This window comes from Roseovarius sp. Pro17 (assembly GCF_035599575.1).
Lineage (GTDB): Bacteria > Pseudomonadota > Alphaproteobacteria > Rhodobacterales > Rhodobacteraceae > Roseovarius.
The window spans coordinates 3,952,632-3,969,913 of record NZ_CP141179.1 but is presented as its reverse complement, the minus strand read 5'-3'; the positions used below and the strand labels follow the sequence as shown (position 1 = coordinate 3,969,913).

The window sequence follows — 17,282 nt, the reverse complement described above, 5'->3', positions numbered from 1 at the left end:
GACTAACCTGTACCCGAAGGCGCGCAATTCAAGCAGGCATGTCCGGTAGGTAGCCCTCGAAGGTGATATTTTCCGCGATGCGCCGCGCGCGCGCCTCGGCCTCAGGGCTGCGGATCGTCCAGCAGAGGATCGCGGCACCCGCCTCTTTCAGGTCGGCCACGCGAGGGCGGTCCAGATCGTCCCATTGATGACTGACAAAGCTGGCCTTTGCGGAATCGAAATCGGGAATCTCGCGCAGATGATTGCGCACATCCTCGGGCAACTCGGGCCAGTTATGCGCCGCATAGGCGCAAGTGACTATCCCGCGCGGCACGCCCGTGGCCAAGTCGGCGAGGCGGATCACCGAATGGGGGTTGAATGACATGACCGCGACCGGCCCGGCATATCCCGCCAGATCGCGCGCAACAGATGCCTCAAGAATACCGTCGGTTTGGCCCATCTGGCCGTGCTGGTCCTTGACCTCGACCAACAGCGGCACGCGGCACGCGACTAGCTGCAATACCTCGGCCAGCGTCGGGATTCCCTCGTCGCAGCCCTTCAACGGGATCGCGGCAAGGCCTGCGGCGCTCTGCGCACGGATCGGGCCGCTTGCATTCGTCAGCCGCTCCAGATCGTTGTCGTGGAATACCATCGCGACACCGTCCGACGACATCTGCACGTCGATCTCGATGCCATAGCCGCGCGCAATCGCGGCGCGAATCGCCGCGCGCGTGTTTTCGGGGCGCCCTGCCGCAATGTCATGCAGGGCGCGATGCGCCAGCGGCTGGCGCAAAAATGCCGCGTCAAGCCGCGTCATGCGATCTGGAAAATGCCCTCGATCTCGACCGCGACGCCCAGCGGCAGCGATGCCGCCGATACGGCAGCGCGCGCGTGCTTGCCCGCGTCGCCCAACGCCTCGCCCAGGAAATCGGACGCGCCGTTGATGACCTGCGGTTGTTCGGTGAAATCGGGTGTCGAATTGACAAAACCGCCCAGCTTGATCACCCGCACCAGCCGGTCCAGATCACCACCGCACGCGGCCTTGACCTGCGCCAGAAGGGCGATGGCACAATGGCGCGCCGCATTCGCACCGGCTGCAGTGTCCACGTCATCGCCCAGCTTGCCGGTCAAAAGACCGTTATCGTCGCGCGAAATCTGACCAGAGACATAGAGAGTGTCGCCCACCTGAACATAAGGCACATAATTGGCCGCGGGGGCCGGTGCGTCGGGCAGCGTCACGCCCATCTCGGCCAGCTTTGTCTCGAATTTTCCCATGTGCCTCAAGTCCTTTGTGCTGTTGTTTCGGCATGGACGCTAACGCCTGCGCCGCCGGATGAAAACGACAAATGCACACGCGCGGGGCGGGGCAGAGGCGTGCAGGAACAGGCGCGCCACTTGCGTGGCGGCGGGGAAAACGGTAATTCGCATGCGGGGGATGGACCTGTGCGGCGCGCCGCAAACGTCTCATTTGTGCAACGCATCCCTTTCATTCGACGAACCGCCACGTGCCGGAGACTGCGACTCGCTCTAGATGCTGGCCGGTAGACTGGACTGGAAATTTGGCTTGAAAGTGATCTGTTGACACGTACCCTCCCAATTCTTGCGCCCCGCGCCGCCATTTGCGTCATGCTGCTTGCACTGCTGGCCGCTTGCGGTCATCAGCCCGATCCCGCCCTCACGCGCGACGCACCCTATGATCCCTACGAGGCATCGAATCGCCTCAATCACGAGCGAAATAAGAGGCTGGACCGCGCCGTCCTGCGCCCGGTGGCCATGGGCTATAGCGCCGTCGTGCCGGACGATGTCGAAACGGCGGTCAGCAATTTCGCCACCAATCTGTCGCTGCCCGGCACGATGGTGAACAGCGCGCTGCAGGGCAATGGCGTGGGTCTGACGTCGGATTTCTACCGGTTTCTGGTCAACACGACGCTGGGGTTGGGCGGTCTGATCGACGTCGCCACGGACCTGAACATGCCTGCCGCGACCTATACCGATTTCGGTCAGACGCTTTACACATGGGGCGTGCATGAGGGCCCCTTTATCCAACTGCCAGCGATAGGCCCCTCGACCACCCGCGCGGCGGCGGGGCGTGTCGTGGACATATTCACCAACCCGCTGGGCTACGTGATCGAAGACCCCGAGGTCTATTATGTATTGGGCACGCGCGCCTCAAAGGGGCTGACATCGCGCGGGCGCTACAGCGAATCGATCGACTCGGTCCTCTATGACAGCGCCGATAGCTACGCGGCCTCCCGCTCACTTTATCTGCAAAATCGCCGCTTTAAGGTGGGCAGCGGGGGCAGCGAGGCCAATCTCGATCCCTACGACACCACCGCCGGAGCGCCTGCTGGCCCCGGCGTCAGCGCAGACCTCGAGGATCCTTATGACCAATGACATCACACGCCGCAGCCTGATCGCCACCGGGACGGGCGCGGCATTTATCGCCGCGATGCCTCGCAGCGCGCTGGCCCTGAATGACGCCAGCGCCCGCGCGCTGGTTGACAAGGTAGTGGGCGAGATCAACCGCGTCATCGCCTCGGGCAAGTCTCTGGGCCAGATGATTGGCGATTTCGAAGGCATTTTCCGCCGCTACGCGGACGTCGACCTGATCGCGCGCAGCACGCTGGGCGCGGATGCCAACCGCGCCAGCGCAGCGCAGATTGCAGCCTATACCGACGCCTTTCGCGGCTACATCGCGCGCAAATACGGCAAACGGTTCAAAGAATTCCAAGGCGGGCAGATTGAAGTGCTGAGGGTGAGCGCGGTCAAATCCTGGCACGAGGTTCAGGCCCGTGTGAACCTGCGCGGCGAGGCGCCCTTTGACGTGCGCTTTCTGGTCTCGGACCGCTCGGGGCGGGATCTGTTCTTTGACCTGTTGATCGAAGGCATCAGCCTACGCCTGAGCGAGCGGACCGAAATCGGCTCGATGCTGGATCGTCGTCAGGGCAATATCGACGCAATGACTGCGGATTTGCGGCGGGCGGGCTAACATCCGGATTGCACTAAGCCAGGCGCGCGGTTCCCTAAGGGCCGCGCGCTTTTCGTTGGCGTGTTTGGGCGCGCAGGCAACCATGCCGCTGAGCGCGCGGCAGATCACCCGCCGAACAGTTGCCGCAGGATATTGGTGATCGGGCCGTCCTGTCGCTGGCGCTGTCGGGTTTGACTACCTTGCCACCCTTGGTCACGTTGCTGTTGCTGCACCTGAGGTTGCTGCACCTGTTGAACGGGCCGCTCTTGAACACGCGTCATTGGCAGGGGGGTGACCGGCATCCCCTCATGGACGCGCACCATTACCTCATGCCATATTTCGGCAGGCAGGCCGCCGCCGGTCACGCCGGTTAGCGGCGTGTTATCGTCATAACCCATCCAGACGCCCGCGACGTAATCCGCGGTAAAGCCCAGGAACCACGCGTCGCGCGCGGCTTGCGTCGTGCCGGTTTTGCCCGCCGCCTCGCGGCCCGGCAGTTTGGCGCGCGCGCCGGTGCCGCCGTCGACCACGCGGCTCATCATCCAGGTCAGTTCGCGCGCGGCGTCCTCGCGGATCACACGCTCGCCGATGCCACCGCCCGCGCCCATGACGGCCTCATCCTGCCCCAGCAGCTTGAGCTCAACCAGACCGTAGGGTTTGACCGACGAACCGCCGTTGAGGATGCCAGCAAACGCACCGGTCATTTCCAGCAGCGTGCTCTCGGACGCGCCCAGCGCCAATGCGGGACCGGCGGCCAGATCGCTCTTGATCCCGAAATCGCTGGCGACCTTGCGCACCAGATCCAGTCCGACACTCTCAGCGACCTTAACGGCGGGGATGTTGTATGAGTACTTCAGCGCATCAGCCAACGTCACCCGACCATGGAAGCGATTGCTGTAGTTGCTGGGGCACCATCGGCCCGAGCCTGGAATGTCCAGACAATAGGGTTCGTCCACGACGGTGTCCTGGCTGGAATAGCCCAGCTCCAGCGCCGTCGCATAGACGAACGGCTTGAAGCTGCTGCCGGTCTGCCGGTTCGCCTGCGTGGCGCGGTTGAAGGCACCCGATACCTTGGTCTGGCGCCCGCCGATCATCGCTCGCACGGCACCATCCGACGACATGATGACGACTGCCGCCTGCGCCTTGGACCCCTCACGCAGCTTTTCGTCGAAAACAGCGTCCAGCCCTGCCTCGGCAGCGCGCTGGATGCGCTGGTCCAGCGTGGTGCGGATGATCACATCCTCGGTCGTGTCGCGGGTAAAGAATTCGGGGCCGGACGACATGACCCAATCGGCGAAATAGCCGCCCGCCTGCCGCTCGGCAGCCTCGGACAACTCGGCGGGATTAGCCACCGCGATCGCGGCCTCGGATGCGGACAAAAAGCCCTGATTGCGCATGAGGCCGATCACGACCGACGCGCGGTTCTGGCTACGCTCGATGTTGCTGGTCGGCGCCAGCGTCGAGGGCGCAGTCAAAAGGCCCGCCAGCATCGCACCCTCAGACGGGTTCAACTGCGCGGCAGATTTGCCGAAATAGCGCTGCGCGGCAGCCTCGGCACCATAGGCGCCACCGCCCAGATAGGCGCGGTTCAGGTAGATAGAGAGGATCTCTTCCTTGGTGTATTTCACCTCCATCGCCATTGCATATATGGCTTCCTTGGCCTTGCGAACCAGCGATCCACGACGGCAATCGGCGACATACTCGGCCTCGCTGTCCCATTCGGCCTCGACATATTCAGTGCCGAGGCACAGCAGCTTGGCCGTCTGTTGTGTCAGGGTCGATCCGCCATGGCCGCTGAGCGGCCCGCGCCCCTCGCTGAGGTTGATACGCACGGCGCTGGCAATGCCAATGGGATCAACGCCGGGATGCAGGTAGAACCGCTTGTCCTCGGTTGCGATCACGGCGTTGCGCAGGTGTTTTGACACGGTGCCGGCGTTGACAGCCCCACCAAACTGATCGCCGCGCCACGCGAACACGTCACTGTCGCGATCCAGTAGCGTGACCGATCCGCGCGCGCGTCCATCAAGCAGCGCCGAGACATCGGGCAGGGTGGCATAGACGTAGGCGACGGCGATGCCCAGGATCACTAGTGCCACCGCTGTCAGCCGCCAACCGACGCCCCAAACGATGCGCCAGATCCAGCGCAGCAGGCCAAAGACGGTGCGTGTCAGGACGTTACCGCCGCGCCGTTTGGCTGGCGCACGCTTGCGCGCCTTGCGGGGTTTAGCCGCCTTTGGCTTGGTCTTGGGTTTGCGCCTATCGGCCACCAAGGGTGACTTGCGCCGTCCTGAATTGCTCATCTTTGCCCTGCCCGGCCGGAATATCAGGGCTTTTACCCCTTGGATTTGCGGCAAGCTAGCCCAGATCGGCGCGAATGTAGAGGGGCCGCACGCATTGGGGCGATTTTTTACCTAAAACGCTTTAGCTGCGATGGCGCACGCCAGCGGCTGGTCGAATCAAGGCTCCCTATGCTAAGTCTTGTGGCATGACGCAACAGGCACCCCATATAGGCCAATCCGGCCCGATTATCCGACAGTTGGACGAGGCTGCGATCAACCGTATCGCGGCTGGCGAAGTGGTTGAACGACCCGCATCCGCGGTCAAGGAACTGGTCGAGAACGCCATAGACGCCGGCGCGCGCCGCATCGCGGTCGAAATCGCGGATGGTGGCAAAACGCTGATCCGCGTGACGGATGATGGCTGCGGCATGACCCCCGCCGACCTGCCGCTGGCACTGGCCCGTCATGCGACGTCCAAGATCGACGGCTCCGACTTGCTGAACATCAACAGCTTCGGCTTTCGCGGTGAGGCGCTTGCGTCCCTCGGCGCTGTCGGGCGGCTAAACGTCACCTCGCGCGCGGCAGGCCACGACGGGGCCGAGATCGCCGTGACGGGCGGCAAGATGAGTAGCGTGCGCCCCGCCGCACTGAATGGCGGCACGGTAATCACGTTGCGCGACCTTTTCCACGCGACACCTGCGCGGCTGAAATTCATGCGCACCGACCGGGCCGAGTCGCAGGCGATTGGTGACGTAATCAAACGGCTTGCAATGGCCGAGCCGCAGGTCAGCTTCACCCTTCGCGATGTGTCGGGCGGCGGCGACGGACGGCAGACATTCCGCGCCGATGCCGAAACGGGCGATCTGTTTGATGCCCTGCACGCGCGGCTGGCCCGCGTCATCGGCAGCGATTTCGCCGCCAATTCCATGCGTATAGACGCCGAGCGCGAGGGGTTTCACATGACCGGTTGCGCGGGCCTACCAACCTATTCGCGCGGCGCGGCGGTGGCGCAATTCCTGTTCGTCAATGGTCGCCCGGTGCGCGACCGCATGCTGATCGGCGCGCTGCGTGCAGGATATATGGACGTGCTCAGCCGCGACCGCCATCCGGTTGCCGCGCTATTCATCGACTGCGAGGGCGCGCTGGTCGACGTCAACGTGCATCCCGCCAAGTCCGAAGTGCGGTTTCGCGATCCCGGCACCGTGCGCGGCCTGATCGTGTCGGGCCTGCGCCACGCGCTGTCCGAGGCGGGGCATCGCGCGTCGTCAACAGTGACGACAGGCACGCTGGGCGCCTTCCGGCCCGAGCAGACCGGCGCGCGTGTCTATCAGATGGACCGCCCGTCGGCGCAGGCCCGCGCGGCCGGCTATGCCGCCCAAGCCCCCGGTTTTGCCGAGATGCAAGGTGATTACAGCGCGCGAGCCGAACCTGCCCCGGATACGACCGATTCGGCCCGCACAGATACACGGCTGGGTGCCGCCCGCGCGCAGGTGCATGAAAACTACATCATCGCCCAGACAGACGAGGGCATCGTCATCGTCGATCAGCACGCCGCGCACGAGCGGCTGGTTTACGAGCGCCTGAAACGCCAGATGGCCGAGCATGGCATCGCCGCACAGGCCCTGTTGATTCCCGAGATCATTGACCTCTCCGAGGGCGATTGCGCCACGCTGCTGGCGGCCGCGCCGGACCTCGCGCCGCTTGGCCTGACGATTGAGGCGTTTGGCGGCGGCGCCATCGCGGTGCGCGAAACGCCCGCTCTTTTGGGCAACGTGGATGCGCGCGCGTTGATCCTCGACCTGCTGGACGAGCTGAGCGATCAGGGCGACACCGAGATGGTGCGCGCCCGCATCGACGCGATCCTCAGCCGCATGTCTTGCCACGGCTCGATTCGCTCGGGGCGCCGGATGCAGGCGGACGAGATGAACGCGCTACTGCGCGAAATGGAGGCGACGCCGCTGTCGGGTCAGTGCAACCATGGTCGGCCCACCTATGTCGCGCTGAAACTCAGCGATATCGAGCGGCTATTCGGGCGCAGCTAGAGCCGTTTAAGGTTGCAGACCGACCTGCTTTGACGCCAGTTGGCGGCATCAATTCGACGCAAAAGGACGCCCGCATGGAGCAGTATCTGGATCTGGACCTCACGCAGTGGCAGGCCGTCGCGGTCGGTGCTGCCGCGCTGGCGCTGATCCTCGCGCTGATGGCCATTTTCGCGGCGCGCCGCGCCCGTCGACATGAGGCGGAGGCATCCGCACTGCGCGAAAAGCTGGCGGGGCTGCACCCCATAGCCGACCGCGTTCCCGCGCTGGAGGATCGCGCCGATGACTTGTTAGCGGACCTCTACCGCGAGCAGGTGAATTCCGCCTCGTTGGAACAGCGCCTGACCAGCCTTCAGGAAACACATCAGCAACGGCTGGCCGATCTGGCCGATATGAAAAAGCAACTGGAGGACCGGTTTCAATCGCTGGCCTCCGGCGCATTGTCGGCCAATTCCGAGAAATTCCTGTCGCTGGTGTCCGAGCGGTTCAAGACGCACAAGCAATCCGCCGATGAGGATCTGAACCGCCGTCATGCCGCGATCCGCGATCTGGTCAAACCGCTGGATGATAAATTGGGCAAATTCGACCTGCGCATGGGCGAGATCGAAAAGGCCCGCAACGAGGCCTATGGCACGATCAAACAGCAGGTGTTGTCCTTGACCGAGGGTCAGGCCAATCTTGGGCAGGAAACCCGGCGCCTCGTGCAGGCCCTGCGCGCGCCCAAAACGCGCGGGCGTTGGGGCGAGATGCAACTGCGGCAGGTGTTCGAGATGGCCGGCATGACCGAGCGCGTCGATTTCCATCTTGAGAAAAGCTTCGACACCGACGAGGGCAAGCGCCGCCCCGACGCTATCGTCCACATCCCCGGCGGCAAAAGCATCGTGATCGACGCCAAGACTCCGCTTTCGGCTTACCTCGACGCGCTAGAGGCCGACACGCCCGAATTGCAAAGCCAGTTTATAAAGTTGCACGCCGTTCAGGTGCGCAAACATGTGAACGAGCTATCGTCCAAATCCTATCAGGACAACCTAAGCTCGGCCCCTGATTTCGTGGTCATGTTCATCCCCGGCGAGACGTTCGTGTCTGCCGCCGCCGAGGCCGATCCGGGGCTGATCGAATACGCCTTTGAACGCAAGGTGCTGATCGCCACGCCGACCACTTTGATGGCGCTGGTCAAGGCGATCGCCTATGGCTGGCAGCAGGACAAGATGGCCGAAAATGCGGAGGAAGTGCAGAAGACGGCCAAGGAGATATACGACCGCCTGCGCGTCTTTGCCGAGCACCTGGGCAAGGTGGGCCGCTCGCTGGGCCAATCTGTTGATCACTACAACAAGGCGCTTGGATCGCTAGAAGGACGCGTGCTGCCTTCGGCCCGTAAGTTCGAGGAACTGGGGGTCGTTTCGGCCTCATCTGATAAAATCGAGAAGCCCGACAACGTCGAGCATGAACCGCGCCGCCTGACCGCACATGAATTCACCGCGCCGGACGAATCAAACGACAACACCTGATACCGGACAGGATGCCGAACAGGACTCGGGGCAACGATTTTTCGCGAAGGATCCCGCGCCCGTGGCTCAGGTGGTGTCGAGGCAGTGGCGGCGAAAGGCGCGCTTGAGCATGTCCAATTCCTCACGCAGCAGCGTCATCTCGGTGCGGATATCATAGCCCAGCGCATCCCCCGACATCAGCGCGAAACTGTCCAGCGTTGTATCCGCGCGCCTGTCGCGGATGAGGAAAATCTGCACACCATCGGTTATCATGTTGGCCGGGATAGGTACGCGCAGGGTCCAGAAACCGCCCTCTTCGTTTTCGACCACCTCTACGCCGGATATCGGCTGTTCCAGATGCGTGACCTCAATGTCGGGCTGGGTGTTCCCCTCGCCCTCATAGGTCAACTGGCCCTCCCAGACGCCCTCAAACAGGCGCGTCTTGGTCAGTGTGAGATTGCTCATGTCGATCCCTTTCCGGCTGTCAGAATTCCGGTTGTCAGAATTCGGGCCCATCAAAATTCGGCGCGCGGGCGGCGGCTAAAGGTCAGATCGCGCAGGATCACCTGGCTCATCTCGGGATTTTCAAAGATCAAATCGACCCATGCCCGCTCGATCCGCTTTTCGTTGAGGTTGGAATAAGCCAGATCGAATTCGACGACGATCTCGTCCTCGTTCAGCGGCAACTCACGCACGATCTGTTCGGTATTTGGCCCGTTTTTGATGTTCAGTCGGGCGAAAATCTCGAGAGGTTTTTCCATCTCGACGATGGCCGTCATGCGTAGCAGGTGGTGTTTTTTCAGCCCGTCGACCGCGCCGTGCGGCAGGTCCAGCACCACCGACAGGAACGAGCCGTCGAAGGCAAATACATCTATGCGCAGCCCGAAAGGCGCGAGGTCCGCCTCGCGCGTGTTGCGGATCTGGCGCAATGTCAGCTCAGAGCGGGCGCAATCGTGAAACAATGTCAGCTCATCGCCCAGCTTGGCTTTGCTTGGGGCCGACGACATGCCGGGGCTGGCCAGCGGCAGGTTCCATAGCGCGGGGCGCCAGGACCAATCTGTGCCATGAGGTTTGGGAAATGCCTTCGAGCCGATCATCGGCAGGGCCAGCCGGTTGTCGGCGATCGCAGTCATTTCATGCAGCGAATAGAGCAGGTTGCGCGCCATGGCCCGCTCGCGTCGCAGTTCGGCCAGCGCCATTTCGGGGGCGCGACGGGCGGCGCGGGTCCATCGACGCACGCCGCGCCGATGCACGATCCAGTCGACCAAAGCACTACGCACCCGCATCTGTCACCGCCCCTGCCTGCATTTGGTTGTTTTCTATCCTGCCTCGCCAATGCCTACTATAGAATCAAGCCGTTTTGCTAAACAATCCTTGGGAAACGCATTTGAACACACGCTGTTTCCAGACGGCACGCGCCGTTTGGGCCGCGACGTGCAGGTGGCGTCAGATGTCCATATAGACGTGCCGCTCGGCCTCGGCTCCCGGATGCGTGACTGCGCCCTTGTAGGTGGCACCCACCAGTTGCGCGTATTTCCACAGCGCGCCCGAAGCATACATCGTCTCGCGCGGACCAGGCCATGCGGCCTTGCGCGTCGCCAGTTCGTCGTCTGTCAGATCGACGGTGATACTGCCGTTGATCGCGTCGATGGAAATCATGTCGCCATCCTTGAGCAGCGCGATAGGTCCGCCATACGCCGCCTCGGGGCCGACATGGCCAACGCAAAATCCGCGCGTCGCACCAGAGAACCGTCCGTCGGTGATCAGCGCGACCTTCTTGCCCATCCCCTGCCCGCTGAGCGCGGCCGTGGTCGATAGCATTTCGCGCATGCCCGGCCCGCCTGCCGGGCCCTCGTTGCGGATGACGATGACCTCGCCCTCCTGATAGCCTCGCTTTTGCACGGCCTCAAACGCGTCCTCTTCGCATTCGAACACGCGCGCGGGGCCGGTAAAGGTCTGGTGCTGGCTGGGGATGCCCGCAACCTTTACGATCGCACCTTCGGGGGCCAGATTGCCCTTTAGGCCGACCACGCCACCGGTTTTCGTGAGCGGCGCGTCGATGGAATAGATCACCTTGCCATCGGCCTCGCGGTCGATCAGTTCCAGCTCTTCGCCGATGGAGCGTCCCGATGCCGTCATGCAATCCTCGTGGATGAGGCCCGCTTTGCGCAGTTCCTTCATCACGACGGGTATGCCGCCAACATCGTAGAGGTCCTTGGCCACATACTGACCGCCCGGTTTCAGATCGACGAAGTAGGGCGTATCGCGGAAAATGTCGCACACGTCCTCAAGAAAGAAGTCGATGCCCGCCTCATGGGCAATCGCGGGCAGGTGCAGGCCCGCATTGGTCGATCCGCCCGTGCAGGCGACGACGCGGGCCGCGTTTTGCAGTGATTTCAGCGTGACGACATCGCGGGCGCGGATGTTTTTCTCAATCAGGTTCATGACGGCGCGACCCGACGCCTCGCCGTATTGATCACGGCTCTCGTAGGGGGCGGGCATGCCGGAGCTGTTCATCAGCGCAAGGCCGATTGCCTCGGAAACGCACGCCATGGTGTTGGCAGTGAATTGGCCGCCGCAGGCGCCCGCGCTGGGGCAGGCGATACGTTCCAGCACATCCAGCGCCTTGTCGGACATGGTGCCGTTCTGGTGGCGACCCACGGCTTCGAACATGTCCTGCACGGTCAGATCGCGGTTGCGAAAATCTTCTGGAATCTCGTCGATCTCGGGGGCGCGGCCAGGCAGGATCGAACCTCCATAGATGAACACCGACGGCGTGTTCAGCCGCACCATCGCCATCATCATGCCCGGCAGCGATTTGTCGCACCCGGCAAGGCCGACAATGGCGTCATAGGCATGGCCGCGCATCGTCAGCTCGACCGTGTCGGCAATCGCCTCGCGGCTGGCGAGGCTGCTGCGCATGCCCTCGTGGCCCATGGCAATGCCGTCGGTCACGGTGATGGTGGTGAATTCGCGCGGTGTGCCGGAGGCCGCCTTGACCCCCATCTTGACCGCCTGCGCCTGACGGGACAGGGCGATGTTGCACGGCGCGGCCTCGTTCCAGCAGGTGGCGACGCCGACGAGAGGCTGGTGAATTTCCTCTTCGCTGAGGCCCATCGCATACATGTACGAGCGGTGCGGCGCCTTGGCGGGGCCTTCTGTTACGTAGCGGCTGGGCAGTTTGGATTTGTCGAACTTGGTCATGAGGGCCTCGCGGAAACTGGGCTGGGATATTTGCTGCCTCTGGAATAGGCGAGCCGTTCGCAGGGCGCAAGCACGGCGGGGCTTGTGGCAGATTGCGTGTCGCCCCGCGCGAGGGTAGCGTCGCGCCATGCGCTATCCCGCCTACAGACCCCTCGTTGACCCTGCCCGCGCCACCGCCCCGCCGTGGCGGCTGCTGGTGGGCATCGTGCTGACCGTCGCGCTCTTTTTGGTGCTGTCGCTGGTCTATGGATGGCTTTGCACGACATTTCTGCCGCGATCAACATGGGGCGAGGACGGGCGCGGCATTGAAGAGGCGACGACGGCGGGCGGTGCGCTGGTCAATCTCTATGCCTTTGGCCTTCTGACGCTTGCGTTGGCGGCGATTCTGCCGCTGATGCACAAGCGCAGCCTTGTCAGCCTGATCGGTGCGGCTGGGCTGGCGGCTGGCCAAGCGGGGCGCGTAATCCTCTATATGGTCGGCGTTTATATCGCCGCCTCTCTGGTGCAATTGCTGGACCCAATCCCGATGCAGCCCAGTCTAGCCTTCGTTGATTGGTTGCCGATCCTACCGCTGACACTGGCGGGCCTCATCATCCAGACCAGCGCCGAAGAGCTGATGTTTCGCGGCTATATCCAGAGCCAGCTGGCCGCGCGGTTCCGCCATCCAGCCATCTGGATGGGCATTCCTGCTGTGATGTTTGGCATGCTGCACTATCAGCCTGGCACAATGGGCGACGCCAGCTGGCTGATCGTGATCTGGGCGATCCTCTTTGGCATCGCCGCCGCCGACCTGACGGCGCGCAGTGGCACGCTGGGCCCGGCCATCGCGCTACATCTGGTGAATAATTTCAGCGCCATCGCGCTGGTCGCCCCGGCGGGGTATTTCGACGGGCTGGCGCTGGCGACCTACCCGTTTGGCCCGGACGACACCGCGCTCTTGCTGCAATGGATGCCCATGGACCTCGCGGTGCTGCTATGCTCGTATCTGGCGGCACGTCTGGCGCTGCGCGTTTGATTGCAATTCCCGGCAGTGGGGCTTATTTCAGGGCAAATCTTAGCGATAGGCAGGCAAGCCACATGAACTGGATCACCAACTACATGCGTCCGCGCATCAACTCGATCTTCTCGCGCCGCGAGATGCCCGAGAATCTGTGGACCAAATGCGACGAGTGCGGCTCGATGCTTTTTCACCGCGAGATGAGCCAGAACCTGAATGTCTGCACCTCTTGCGGCCATCATATGAATATCGCTCCCCGCGCACGGTTTCAGTCGCTGTTCGACGGTGGCATCTTTGCCGAAGTCGCCGTGCCTGCGCCCAAGGCCGATCCGCTGCATTTCCGCGACCAAAAGCGTTATCCCGACCGGATGAAAGCAGCGCAAAAGGCCACGGGCGAAAAAGAGGCGATGCTGGTCGCCACCGGCGACATCGGGCGCACGCCCATCGTGGCTGCGGCGCAGGATTTTTCATTCATGGCCGGGTCGATGGGCATGTATGTCGGCAACGCGATCATTGCGGCGGCCGAGACAGCGGTAAAGCTGAAGCGACCTCTGATCCTGTTCTCTGCCGCCGGCGGCGCGCGGATGCAGGAGGGGATCCTGTCGCTGATGCAGATGCCGCGCACGACAGTGGCCATTCAGATGCTGAAAGAGGCGGGCCTGCCCTATATCGTCGTGCTGACCCACCCCACGACCGGTGGCGTCACTGCCTCGTATGCGATGCTGGGCGACGTGCAGATCGCCGAGCCGAACGCGCTGATCTGCTTTGCCGGGCCGCGCGTGATCGAACAGACGATCCGCGAAAAGCTGCCCGAAGGATTTCAGCGCGCCGAATACCTGCTGGATCACGGCATGCTGGACCGCGTCACGCCCCGTCCCCGCATGCGTGATGAGCTGATTACCATCACAAGGATGCTGCTGGGCCTGAGCCCCGCTATCGCGGGCGATCTGCCCGCCCCCACACTGGAAGAGCATGAGCCGCAGATCCCCGATCTGCCCGAGAAGTTGGCCAAGGCCAAACCTGAGACACCGGCAAAGAAATGAGCGCGACAGGTTCGGACGTCATCCTAGAACGGATGATGGCGCTACACCCCAAGATCATCGACCTGACGTTGGACCGCGTCTGGCGCCTGCTGGACGCATTGGGCAATCCGCAGGACGCCCTGCCGCCGGTGATCCACATTGCCGGAACCAATGGCAAGGGCAGCACGCAGGCCATGATCCGTGCAGGACTAGAGGCCGTGGGGCTGCGCGTCCACGCCTACACCTCGCCGCACCTCGCGCGATTTCATGAACGCATCCGCCTTGCCGGCGATCTGATTTCCGAGGATGCCCTCACTGCCGTTCTGGACGAATGCTATGCGGCCAATGGCGCGGACAGCATCACCTATTTCGAGATCACGACCTGCGCCGCCCTTTTAGCCATGTCGCGCAGCCCTGCTGACTACACTCTGCTTGAGGTCGGCCTTGGCGGGCGGTTGGACGCGACCAACGTGATCGCCCGGCCCGCCCTTACGATCATCACGCCGATCAGCATCGACCATGAACAATATCTGGGCGACACCCTGGCCAAGATCGCGTTCGAGAAGGCAGGCATCATCAAGCGCGGCGTCCCTTGCGTCGTCGGCCCTCAACCGGACGAAGCGATGGACGTGATCGAAGAGGTTGCGGTCCGCAACGATGCGCCCCTGCTGGCCCATGGCCAAAACTGGCATGTCAGCGGCGAGCATGGGCGCATGATCTATCAGGACGAAACCGGCCTGCTGGACCTGCCCCTGCCGAACCTGCCCGGCGCGCACCAGATTGAGAACGCAGGCGCGGCGCTGGCCACCCTGCGCCATCTGTCGATGGGCGACGACGCCGCCGAGGCCGCTGTTACACGCGCTGAATGGCTTGCCCGGATGCAGCGGCTGGATAGTGGCACGCTGGCAGATTCCGCGCCCGAGGCCGAACTGTGGCTGGATGGCGGGCACAACGCAGCGGCAGGCGAGGCGCTGGGACGGCATCTGGCCAGCCTGCCTGCGCGGCCCACGCACCTGATCTGCGGGATGTTGAATACCAAGGATATCGCCGGCTATTTACGCCCGCTGGCCGCGCAATCGACCAGCCTGACGGCCGTGTCGATTCCAGGTGAGGCCAACACCCTACCTGCCGAGGTCACCGCTGCCGCTGCCACTGCTGCCGGGCTGACAGCGCATGTCGCGCCGGACGTAGCCACCGCATTGGCGCGGATCGTGGCAGAGGCACCGCAGGCGCGGGTGCTGATTTGCGGCTCGCTCTACTTGGCGGGGCATGTGTTGCGCGAAAATGGCTGACGCGGCGTAAAAAAAATTTCCCGGGCAAGGCACCGAATCGATTCGGCTTTTTGCTCGCCATGAGCGAGTCAGCCTACTCTCGCGCGCTTTTTGCGCTAATGGCATATTGACCGATTCGCAGCTTTTCGCCTATATGTTGCGTCAGCATCAAAATATGCCATTTCTTAGAAACTTTTCCCTAATGTCCGGAGACCCCGACAGAATCGCACATCCCGCCGCACATATCGCGAAACGCGACGCTGGATTGCCGCGAAGCTGATTATACCGGCCAAGACATCATGAACGACAGGCAGACCACGAAACAATCGTAGCAGAGTGATTGAGGGGCCGAATCAACGGCCCCCTTTCATTTTCAGGGACAAGGTTTGCTGGCGACGACGGTAATTATACATTTTCCCGTCAAAAATCCCGGCGGGCTTTGGCATCTGGCAGAAACGAAAAAACCCGGCATTCCCTTAGGGGTGCCGGGTTTCGCTATTGACTGTAAGTCAGCTCAGTGCAGCTTGGCGTCGACAGTTGCGATGCCGTCGTCGATCAGCTTGTTTGCGTCGGTCGCGTTCATCTGCTTGGCGATCACGTCGCGGGCAGCTGAAATCGCGATGGCGATGGCGCGGTCACGCACTTCGCGCACGGCGTCAGCCTCGGCTGAGGCGATGCGGTCTTCGGCGGCCTGCAACCTGCGAGCGATGGATTTTTGCAAATCCTCGCGCGCCTGCTCGGACGCAGAGGTCGCTTCGGCCTTGGCTTGTGCGACGATGCGGTCTGCCTGCTCTTGCACGTCTTTTTGCTGCCGCTCAAAGCTGGCAAGAAGGGCCTGTGCCTCTTCGCGCAGGGCGCGGGCCTCGTCCAGTTCGGATTTGATGCCGGCGGCACGCTTGTCCAGCAGCTCGCCAATCTTGCCAGGTACCTTCATGTAAATCAGGAAGCCGACGAAGATGAGGAACGAAAGCGTCACGACAAAGTTCGTGTTGCTCAGCGAAAAGAACGAACCGCTCGCGGCCAGTGCGGGGCTGGCAACGGTGAGGGCGATCAAGGTTGCGATCATGCGCATGGCGTTACCCTTTCATCTGCGAGGTGACGGCGGCGTTGACGGTCTTGGTATCCGCCTTCCCGCCCATGGCAGCGACGATTTCGCGGGCCGTGTCCTTGGCCACGTCCTTGACCGACTCCAGCGCGTTGGCGCGAATTTCATTTATCGCCTTTTCACCTTCGGCGGTTTTGGCCGCGATTTCCGCGTCGGCCTTGGCCATGGCGTCGTCGAGGTCGGCCTTGATGCCTGCCTTCGTCTCGGCGACGATTTCGTTCGCGGCGGCGCGGGCGTCGGCCAGCGCCTTTTCATAGGCCTTTTCGGCCTCGCTCGCCTTGACCTTGAGGTCTTCGGCGGCGGCAATGTCATTGGTTATGGTGCCCTGACGCTCGGCCAGGACGGCTGCGATGCGCGGCAGCGCGATGCGCGTTAGCACGAAAAAGATCACGATCAGCGTGATCAACAGCCAGAATATCTGATTGCCCATCCATTCAGGGCAAAGCTGCGGCAAGCCGATCGCCCCGCCTGCGGAGTCGACGCATTGGCCGGCCTCTTCGAGGGCGAGGGGGCTGACATGCCCGCCCGTCGCGGTGGCGGTTTCGGTAGCCATGGTGTCGTCCTTTCTCAGGAAACCAGTCGGTATGAGAGGGTGAAAGGCCCAGTGCCCTTCACCCATCCCGTAAGGATCAGTCTACCGCGAGTCTTAGACGGCGAACATCAGCAGAAGTGCGACGAGGAACGAGAAGATCCCTAGCGCTTCGGCGAATGCGATGCCGATAAACATCGTGGCCGTCTGGCCAGCAGCGGCCGAGGGGTTGCGCAGGGCGCCGGACAGGAAATTGCCGACAACGTTACCCACACCGACGGCTGCGCCGCCCATGCCGACACTTGCCAGACCTGCGCCGATATATGCGCCCATTGTTGCGATATCGCCTTCCATGAGATGTCTCCTTACAGTGGAATTTGCGTTATGTTGCTCGTTCGTGTG

16 protein-coding genes are annotated in these 17,282 nt (G+C 62.9%); 7 read left to right on the top strand and 9 right to left on the bottom strand.

Annotated features, from left to right (window positions below):
* Positions 1-28: 28 nt before the first annotated feature.
* Together U3654_RS19155 and U3654_RS19150 are read right to left on the bottom strand one after the other, a co-directional pair.
* The gene (locus U3654_RS19155) at positions 29-796 is read right to left on the bottom strand and encodes a glycerophosphodiester phosphodiesterase family protein (protein ID WP_324753129.1); all 768 of its coding nucleotides are present in this window, start codon (positions 794-796) and stop codon (positions 29-31) included.
* The gene (locus U3654_RS19150) at positions 793-1,254 is read right to left on the bottom strand and encodes a RidA family protein (protein ID WP_324753128.1); all 462 of its coding nucleotides are present in this window, start codon (positions 1,252-1,254) and stop codon (positions 793-795) included. The genes U3654_RS19155 and U3654_RS19150 overlap by 4 nt, the downstream gene beginning before the upstream one ends.
* A 303-nt stretch (positions 1,255-1,557) precedes the next feature.
* Between U3654_RS19150 and U3654_RS19145 the strand changes: the two genes are divergently transcribed.
* Both U3654_RS19145 and U3654_RS19140 read left to right on the top strand, forming a co-directional pair.
* Entirely contained in the window at positions 1,558-2,373 is an 816-nt protein-coding gene (locus U3654_RS19145) for a VacJ family lipoprotein (RefSeq protein ID WP_324753127.1), read from the top strand.
* Positions 2,363-2,968 (top strand): ABC transporter substrate-binding protein, encoded by a 606-nt coding sequence (locus U3654_RS19140; protein ID WP_324753126.1) that lies wholly within the window; start codon positions 2,363-2,365, stop codon positions 2,966-2,968. Before U3654_RS19145 ends, U3654_RS19140 begins: the two co-directional genes overlap by 11 nt.
* Before the next feature lie 104 nt (positions 2,969-3,072).
* On the opposite strand, the gene U3654_RS19135 is transcribed toward U3654_RS19140, so the two are convergent.
* Positions 3,073-5,247, bottom strand: a complete 2,175-nt coding sequence (locus U3654_RS19135) for a transglycosylase domain-containing protein (RefSeq protein WP_324753125.1) — start codon at positions 5,245-5,247, stop codon at positions 3,073-3,075.
* A 185-nt stretch (positions 5,248-5,432) separates the two neighbouring features.
* On the opposite strand from U3654_RS19135, the gene mutL reads away from it, so the two are divergent.
* Entirely contained in the window at positions 5,433-7,268 is a 1,836-nt protein-coding gene (gene mutL / locus U3654_RS19130) for a DNA mismatch repair endonuclease MutL (RefSeq protein WP_324753124.1), read from the top strand.
* A 74-nt stretch (positions 7,269-7,342) separates the two neighbouring features.
* On the top strand, positions 7,343-8,773 hold the full coding sequence (locus tag U3654_RS19125; protein WP_324753123.1) for a DNA recombination protein RmuC: 1,431 nt from the start codon (positions 7,343-7,345) through the stop codon (positions 8,771-8,773).
* Between the two features lie 66 nt (positions 8,774-8,839).
* Here U3654_RS19125 and U3654_RS19120 read toward each other — a convergent pair whose 3' ends face one another.
* From U3654_RS19120 to ilvD, 3 genes are all read right to left on the bottom strand, one after another.
* Complete coding sequence (locus U3654_RS19120) at positions 8,840-9,217, bottom strand: hypothetical protein (protein ID WP_324753122.1); 378 nt, start codon at positions 9,215-9,217, stop codon at positions 8,840-8,842.
* A 50-nt stretch (positions 9,218-9,267) separates the two neighbouring features.
* Positions 9,268-10,038: a DUF6478 family protein gene (locus U3654_RS19115; protein WP_324753121.1), complete on the bottom strand. Its 771-nt coding sequence runs from the start codon at positions 10,036-10,038 to the stop codon at positions 9,268-9,270.
* Positions 10,039-10,198: 160 nt separating this feature from the next.
* Positions 10,199-11,956 carry a dihydroxy-acid dehydratase gene (gene ilvD, locus U3654_RS19110; RefSeq protein ID WP_324753120.1) on the bottom strand — a complete coding sequence of 586 codons (1,758 nt, stop codon included), beginning with the start codon at positions 11,954-11,956 and terminating at the stop codon, positions 10,199-10,201.
* Positions 11,957-12,083: 127 nt separating this feature from the next.
* Between ilvD and U3654_RS19105 the strand changes: the two genes are divergently transcribed.
* The 3 genes from U3654_RS19105 (at position 12,084) to U3654_RS19095 (ending at position 15,267) form a co-directional block, all read left to right on the top strand.
* The gene (locus U3654_RS19105) at positions 12,084-12,971 is read left to right on the top strand and encodes a CPBP family intramembrane glutamic endopeptidase (protein ID WP_324753119.1); all 888 of its coding nucleotides are present in this window, start codon (positions 12,084-12,086) and stop codon (positions 12,969-12,971) included.
* Positions 12,972-13,033: 62 nt separating this feature from the next.
* Complete coding sequence (gene accD / locus U3654_RS19100) at positions 13,034-13,996, top strand: acetyl-CoA carboxylase, carboxyltransferase subunit beta (protein ID WP_324753118.1); 963 nt, start codon at positions 13,034-13,036, stop codon at positions 13,994-13,996.
* The gene (locus U3654_RS19095; RefSeq protein WP_324753117.1) at positions 13,993-15,267 is read left to right on the top strand and encodes a folylpolyglutamate synthase/dihydrofolate synthase family protein; all 1,275 of its coding nucleotides are present in this window, start codon (positions 13,993-13,995) and stop codon (positions 15,265-15,267) included. Before accD ends, U3654_RS19095 begins: the two co-directional genes overlap by 4 nt.
* Positions 15,268-15,760: 493 nt before the next feature.
* Here the strand turns inward: U3654_RS19095 and U3654_RS19090 are convergent, their stop codons facing one another.
* The 3 genes from U3654_RS19090 to U3654_RS19080 form a co-directional block, all read right to left on the bottom strand.
* Entirely contained in the window at positions 15,761-16,318 is a 558-nt protein-coding gene (locus U3654_RS19090) for a F0F1 ATP synthase subunit B (RefSeq protein WP_324753116.1), read from the bottom strand.
* 4 nt (positions 16,319-16,322) lie between these two features.
* Complete coding sequence (locus tag U3654_RS19085; RefSeq protein ID WP_324753115.1) at positions 16,323-16,904, bottom strand: F0F1 ATP synthase subunit B'; 582 nt, start codon at positions 16,902-16,904, stop codon at positions 16,323-16,325.
* A 93-nt stretch (positions 16,905-16,997) separates the two neighbouring features.
* The gene (locus U3654_RS19080; RefSeq protein ID WP_076530926.1) at positions 16,998-17,234 is read right to left on the bottom strand and encodes a F0F1 ATP synthase subunit C; all 237 of its coding nucleotides are present in this window, start codon (positions 17,232-17,234) and stop codon (positions 16,998-17,000) included.
* Positions 17,235-17,282 lie beyond the last annotated feature (48 nt).

Excerpts from the sequence above, each read along its gene's own strand:
- U3654_RS19125 (WP_324753123.1), top strand. The coding sequence starts at position 7,343 with ATGGAGCAGTATCTGGATCTGGACCTCACGCAGTGGCAGGCCGTCGCG.
- U3654_RS19090 (WP_324753116.1), bottom strand. The coding sequence starts at position 16,318 with ATGCGCATGATCGCAACCTTGATCGCCCTCACCGTTGCCAGCCCCGCA.
- mutL (WP_324753124.1), top strand. The coding sequence starts at position 5,433 with ATGACGCAACAGGCACCCCATATAGGCCAATCCGGCCCGATTATCCGA.
- U3654_RS19095 (WP_324753117.1), top strand. The coding sequence starts at position 13,993 with ATGAGCGCGACAGGTTCGGACGTCATCCTAGAACGGATGATGGCGCTA.
- ilvD (WP_324753120.1), bottom strand. The coding sequence starts at position 11,956 with ATGACCAAGTTCGACAAATCCAAACTGCCCAGCCGCTACGTAACAGAA.
- U3654_RS19115 (WP_324753121.1), bottom strand. The coding sequence starts at position 10,038 with ATGCGGGTGCGTAGTGCTTTGGTCGACTGGATCGTGCATCGGCGCGGC.
- U3654_RS19085 (WP_324753115.1), bottom strand. The coding sequence starts at position 16,904 with ATGGCTACCGAAACCGCCACCGCGACGGGCGGGCATGTCAGCCCCCTC.
- accD (WP_324753118.1), top strand. The coding sequence starts at position 13,034 with ATGAACTGGATCACCAACTACATGCGTCCGCGCATCAACTCGATCTTC.
- U3654_RS19105 (WP_324753119.1), top strand. The coding sequence starts at position 12,084 with ATGCGCTATCCCGCCTACAGACCCCTCGTTGACCCTGCCCGCGCCACC.
- U3654_RS19080 (WP_076530926.1), bottom strand. The coding sequence starts at position 17,234 with ATGGAAGGCGATATCGCAACAATGGGCGCATATATCGGCGCAGGTCTG.
- U3654_RS19155 (WP_324753129.1), bottom strand. The coding sequence starts at position 796 with ATGACGCGGCTTGACGCGGCATTTTTGCGCCAGCCGCTGGCGCATCGC.
- U3654_RS19120 (WP_324753122.1), bottom strand. The coding sequence starts at position 9,217 with ATGAGCAATCTCACACTGACCAAGACGCGCCTGTTTGAGGGCGTCTGG.
- U3654_RS19135 (WP_324753125.1), bottom strand. The coding sequence starts at position 5,247 with ATGAGCAATTCAGGACGGCGCAAGTCACCCTTGGTGGCCGATAGGCGC.
- U3654_RS19150 (WP_324753128.1), bottom strand. The coding sequence starts at position 1,254 with ATGGGAAAATTCGAGACAAAGCTGGCCGAGATGGGCGTGACGCTGCCC.
- U3654_RS19140 (WP_324753126.1), top strand. The coding sequence starts at position 2,363 with ATGACCAATGACATCACACGCCGCAGCCTGATCGCCACCGGGACGGGC.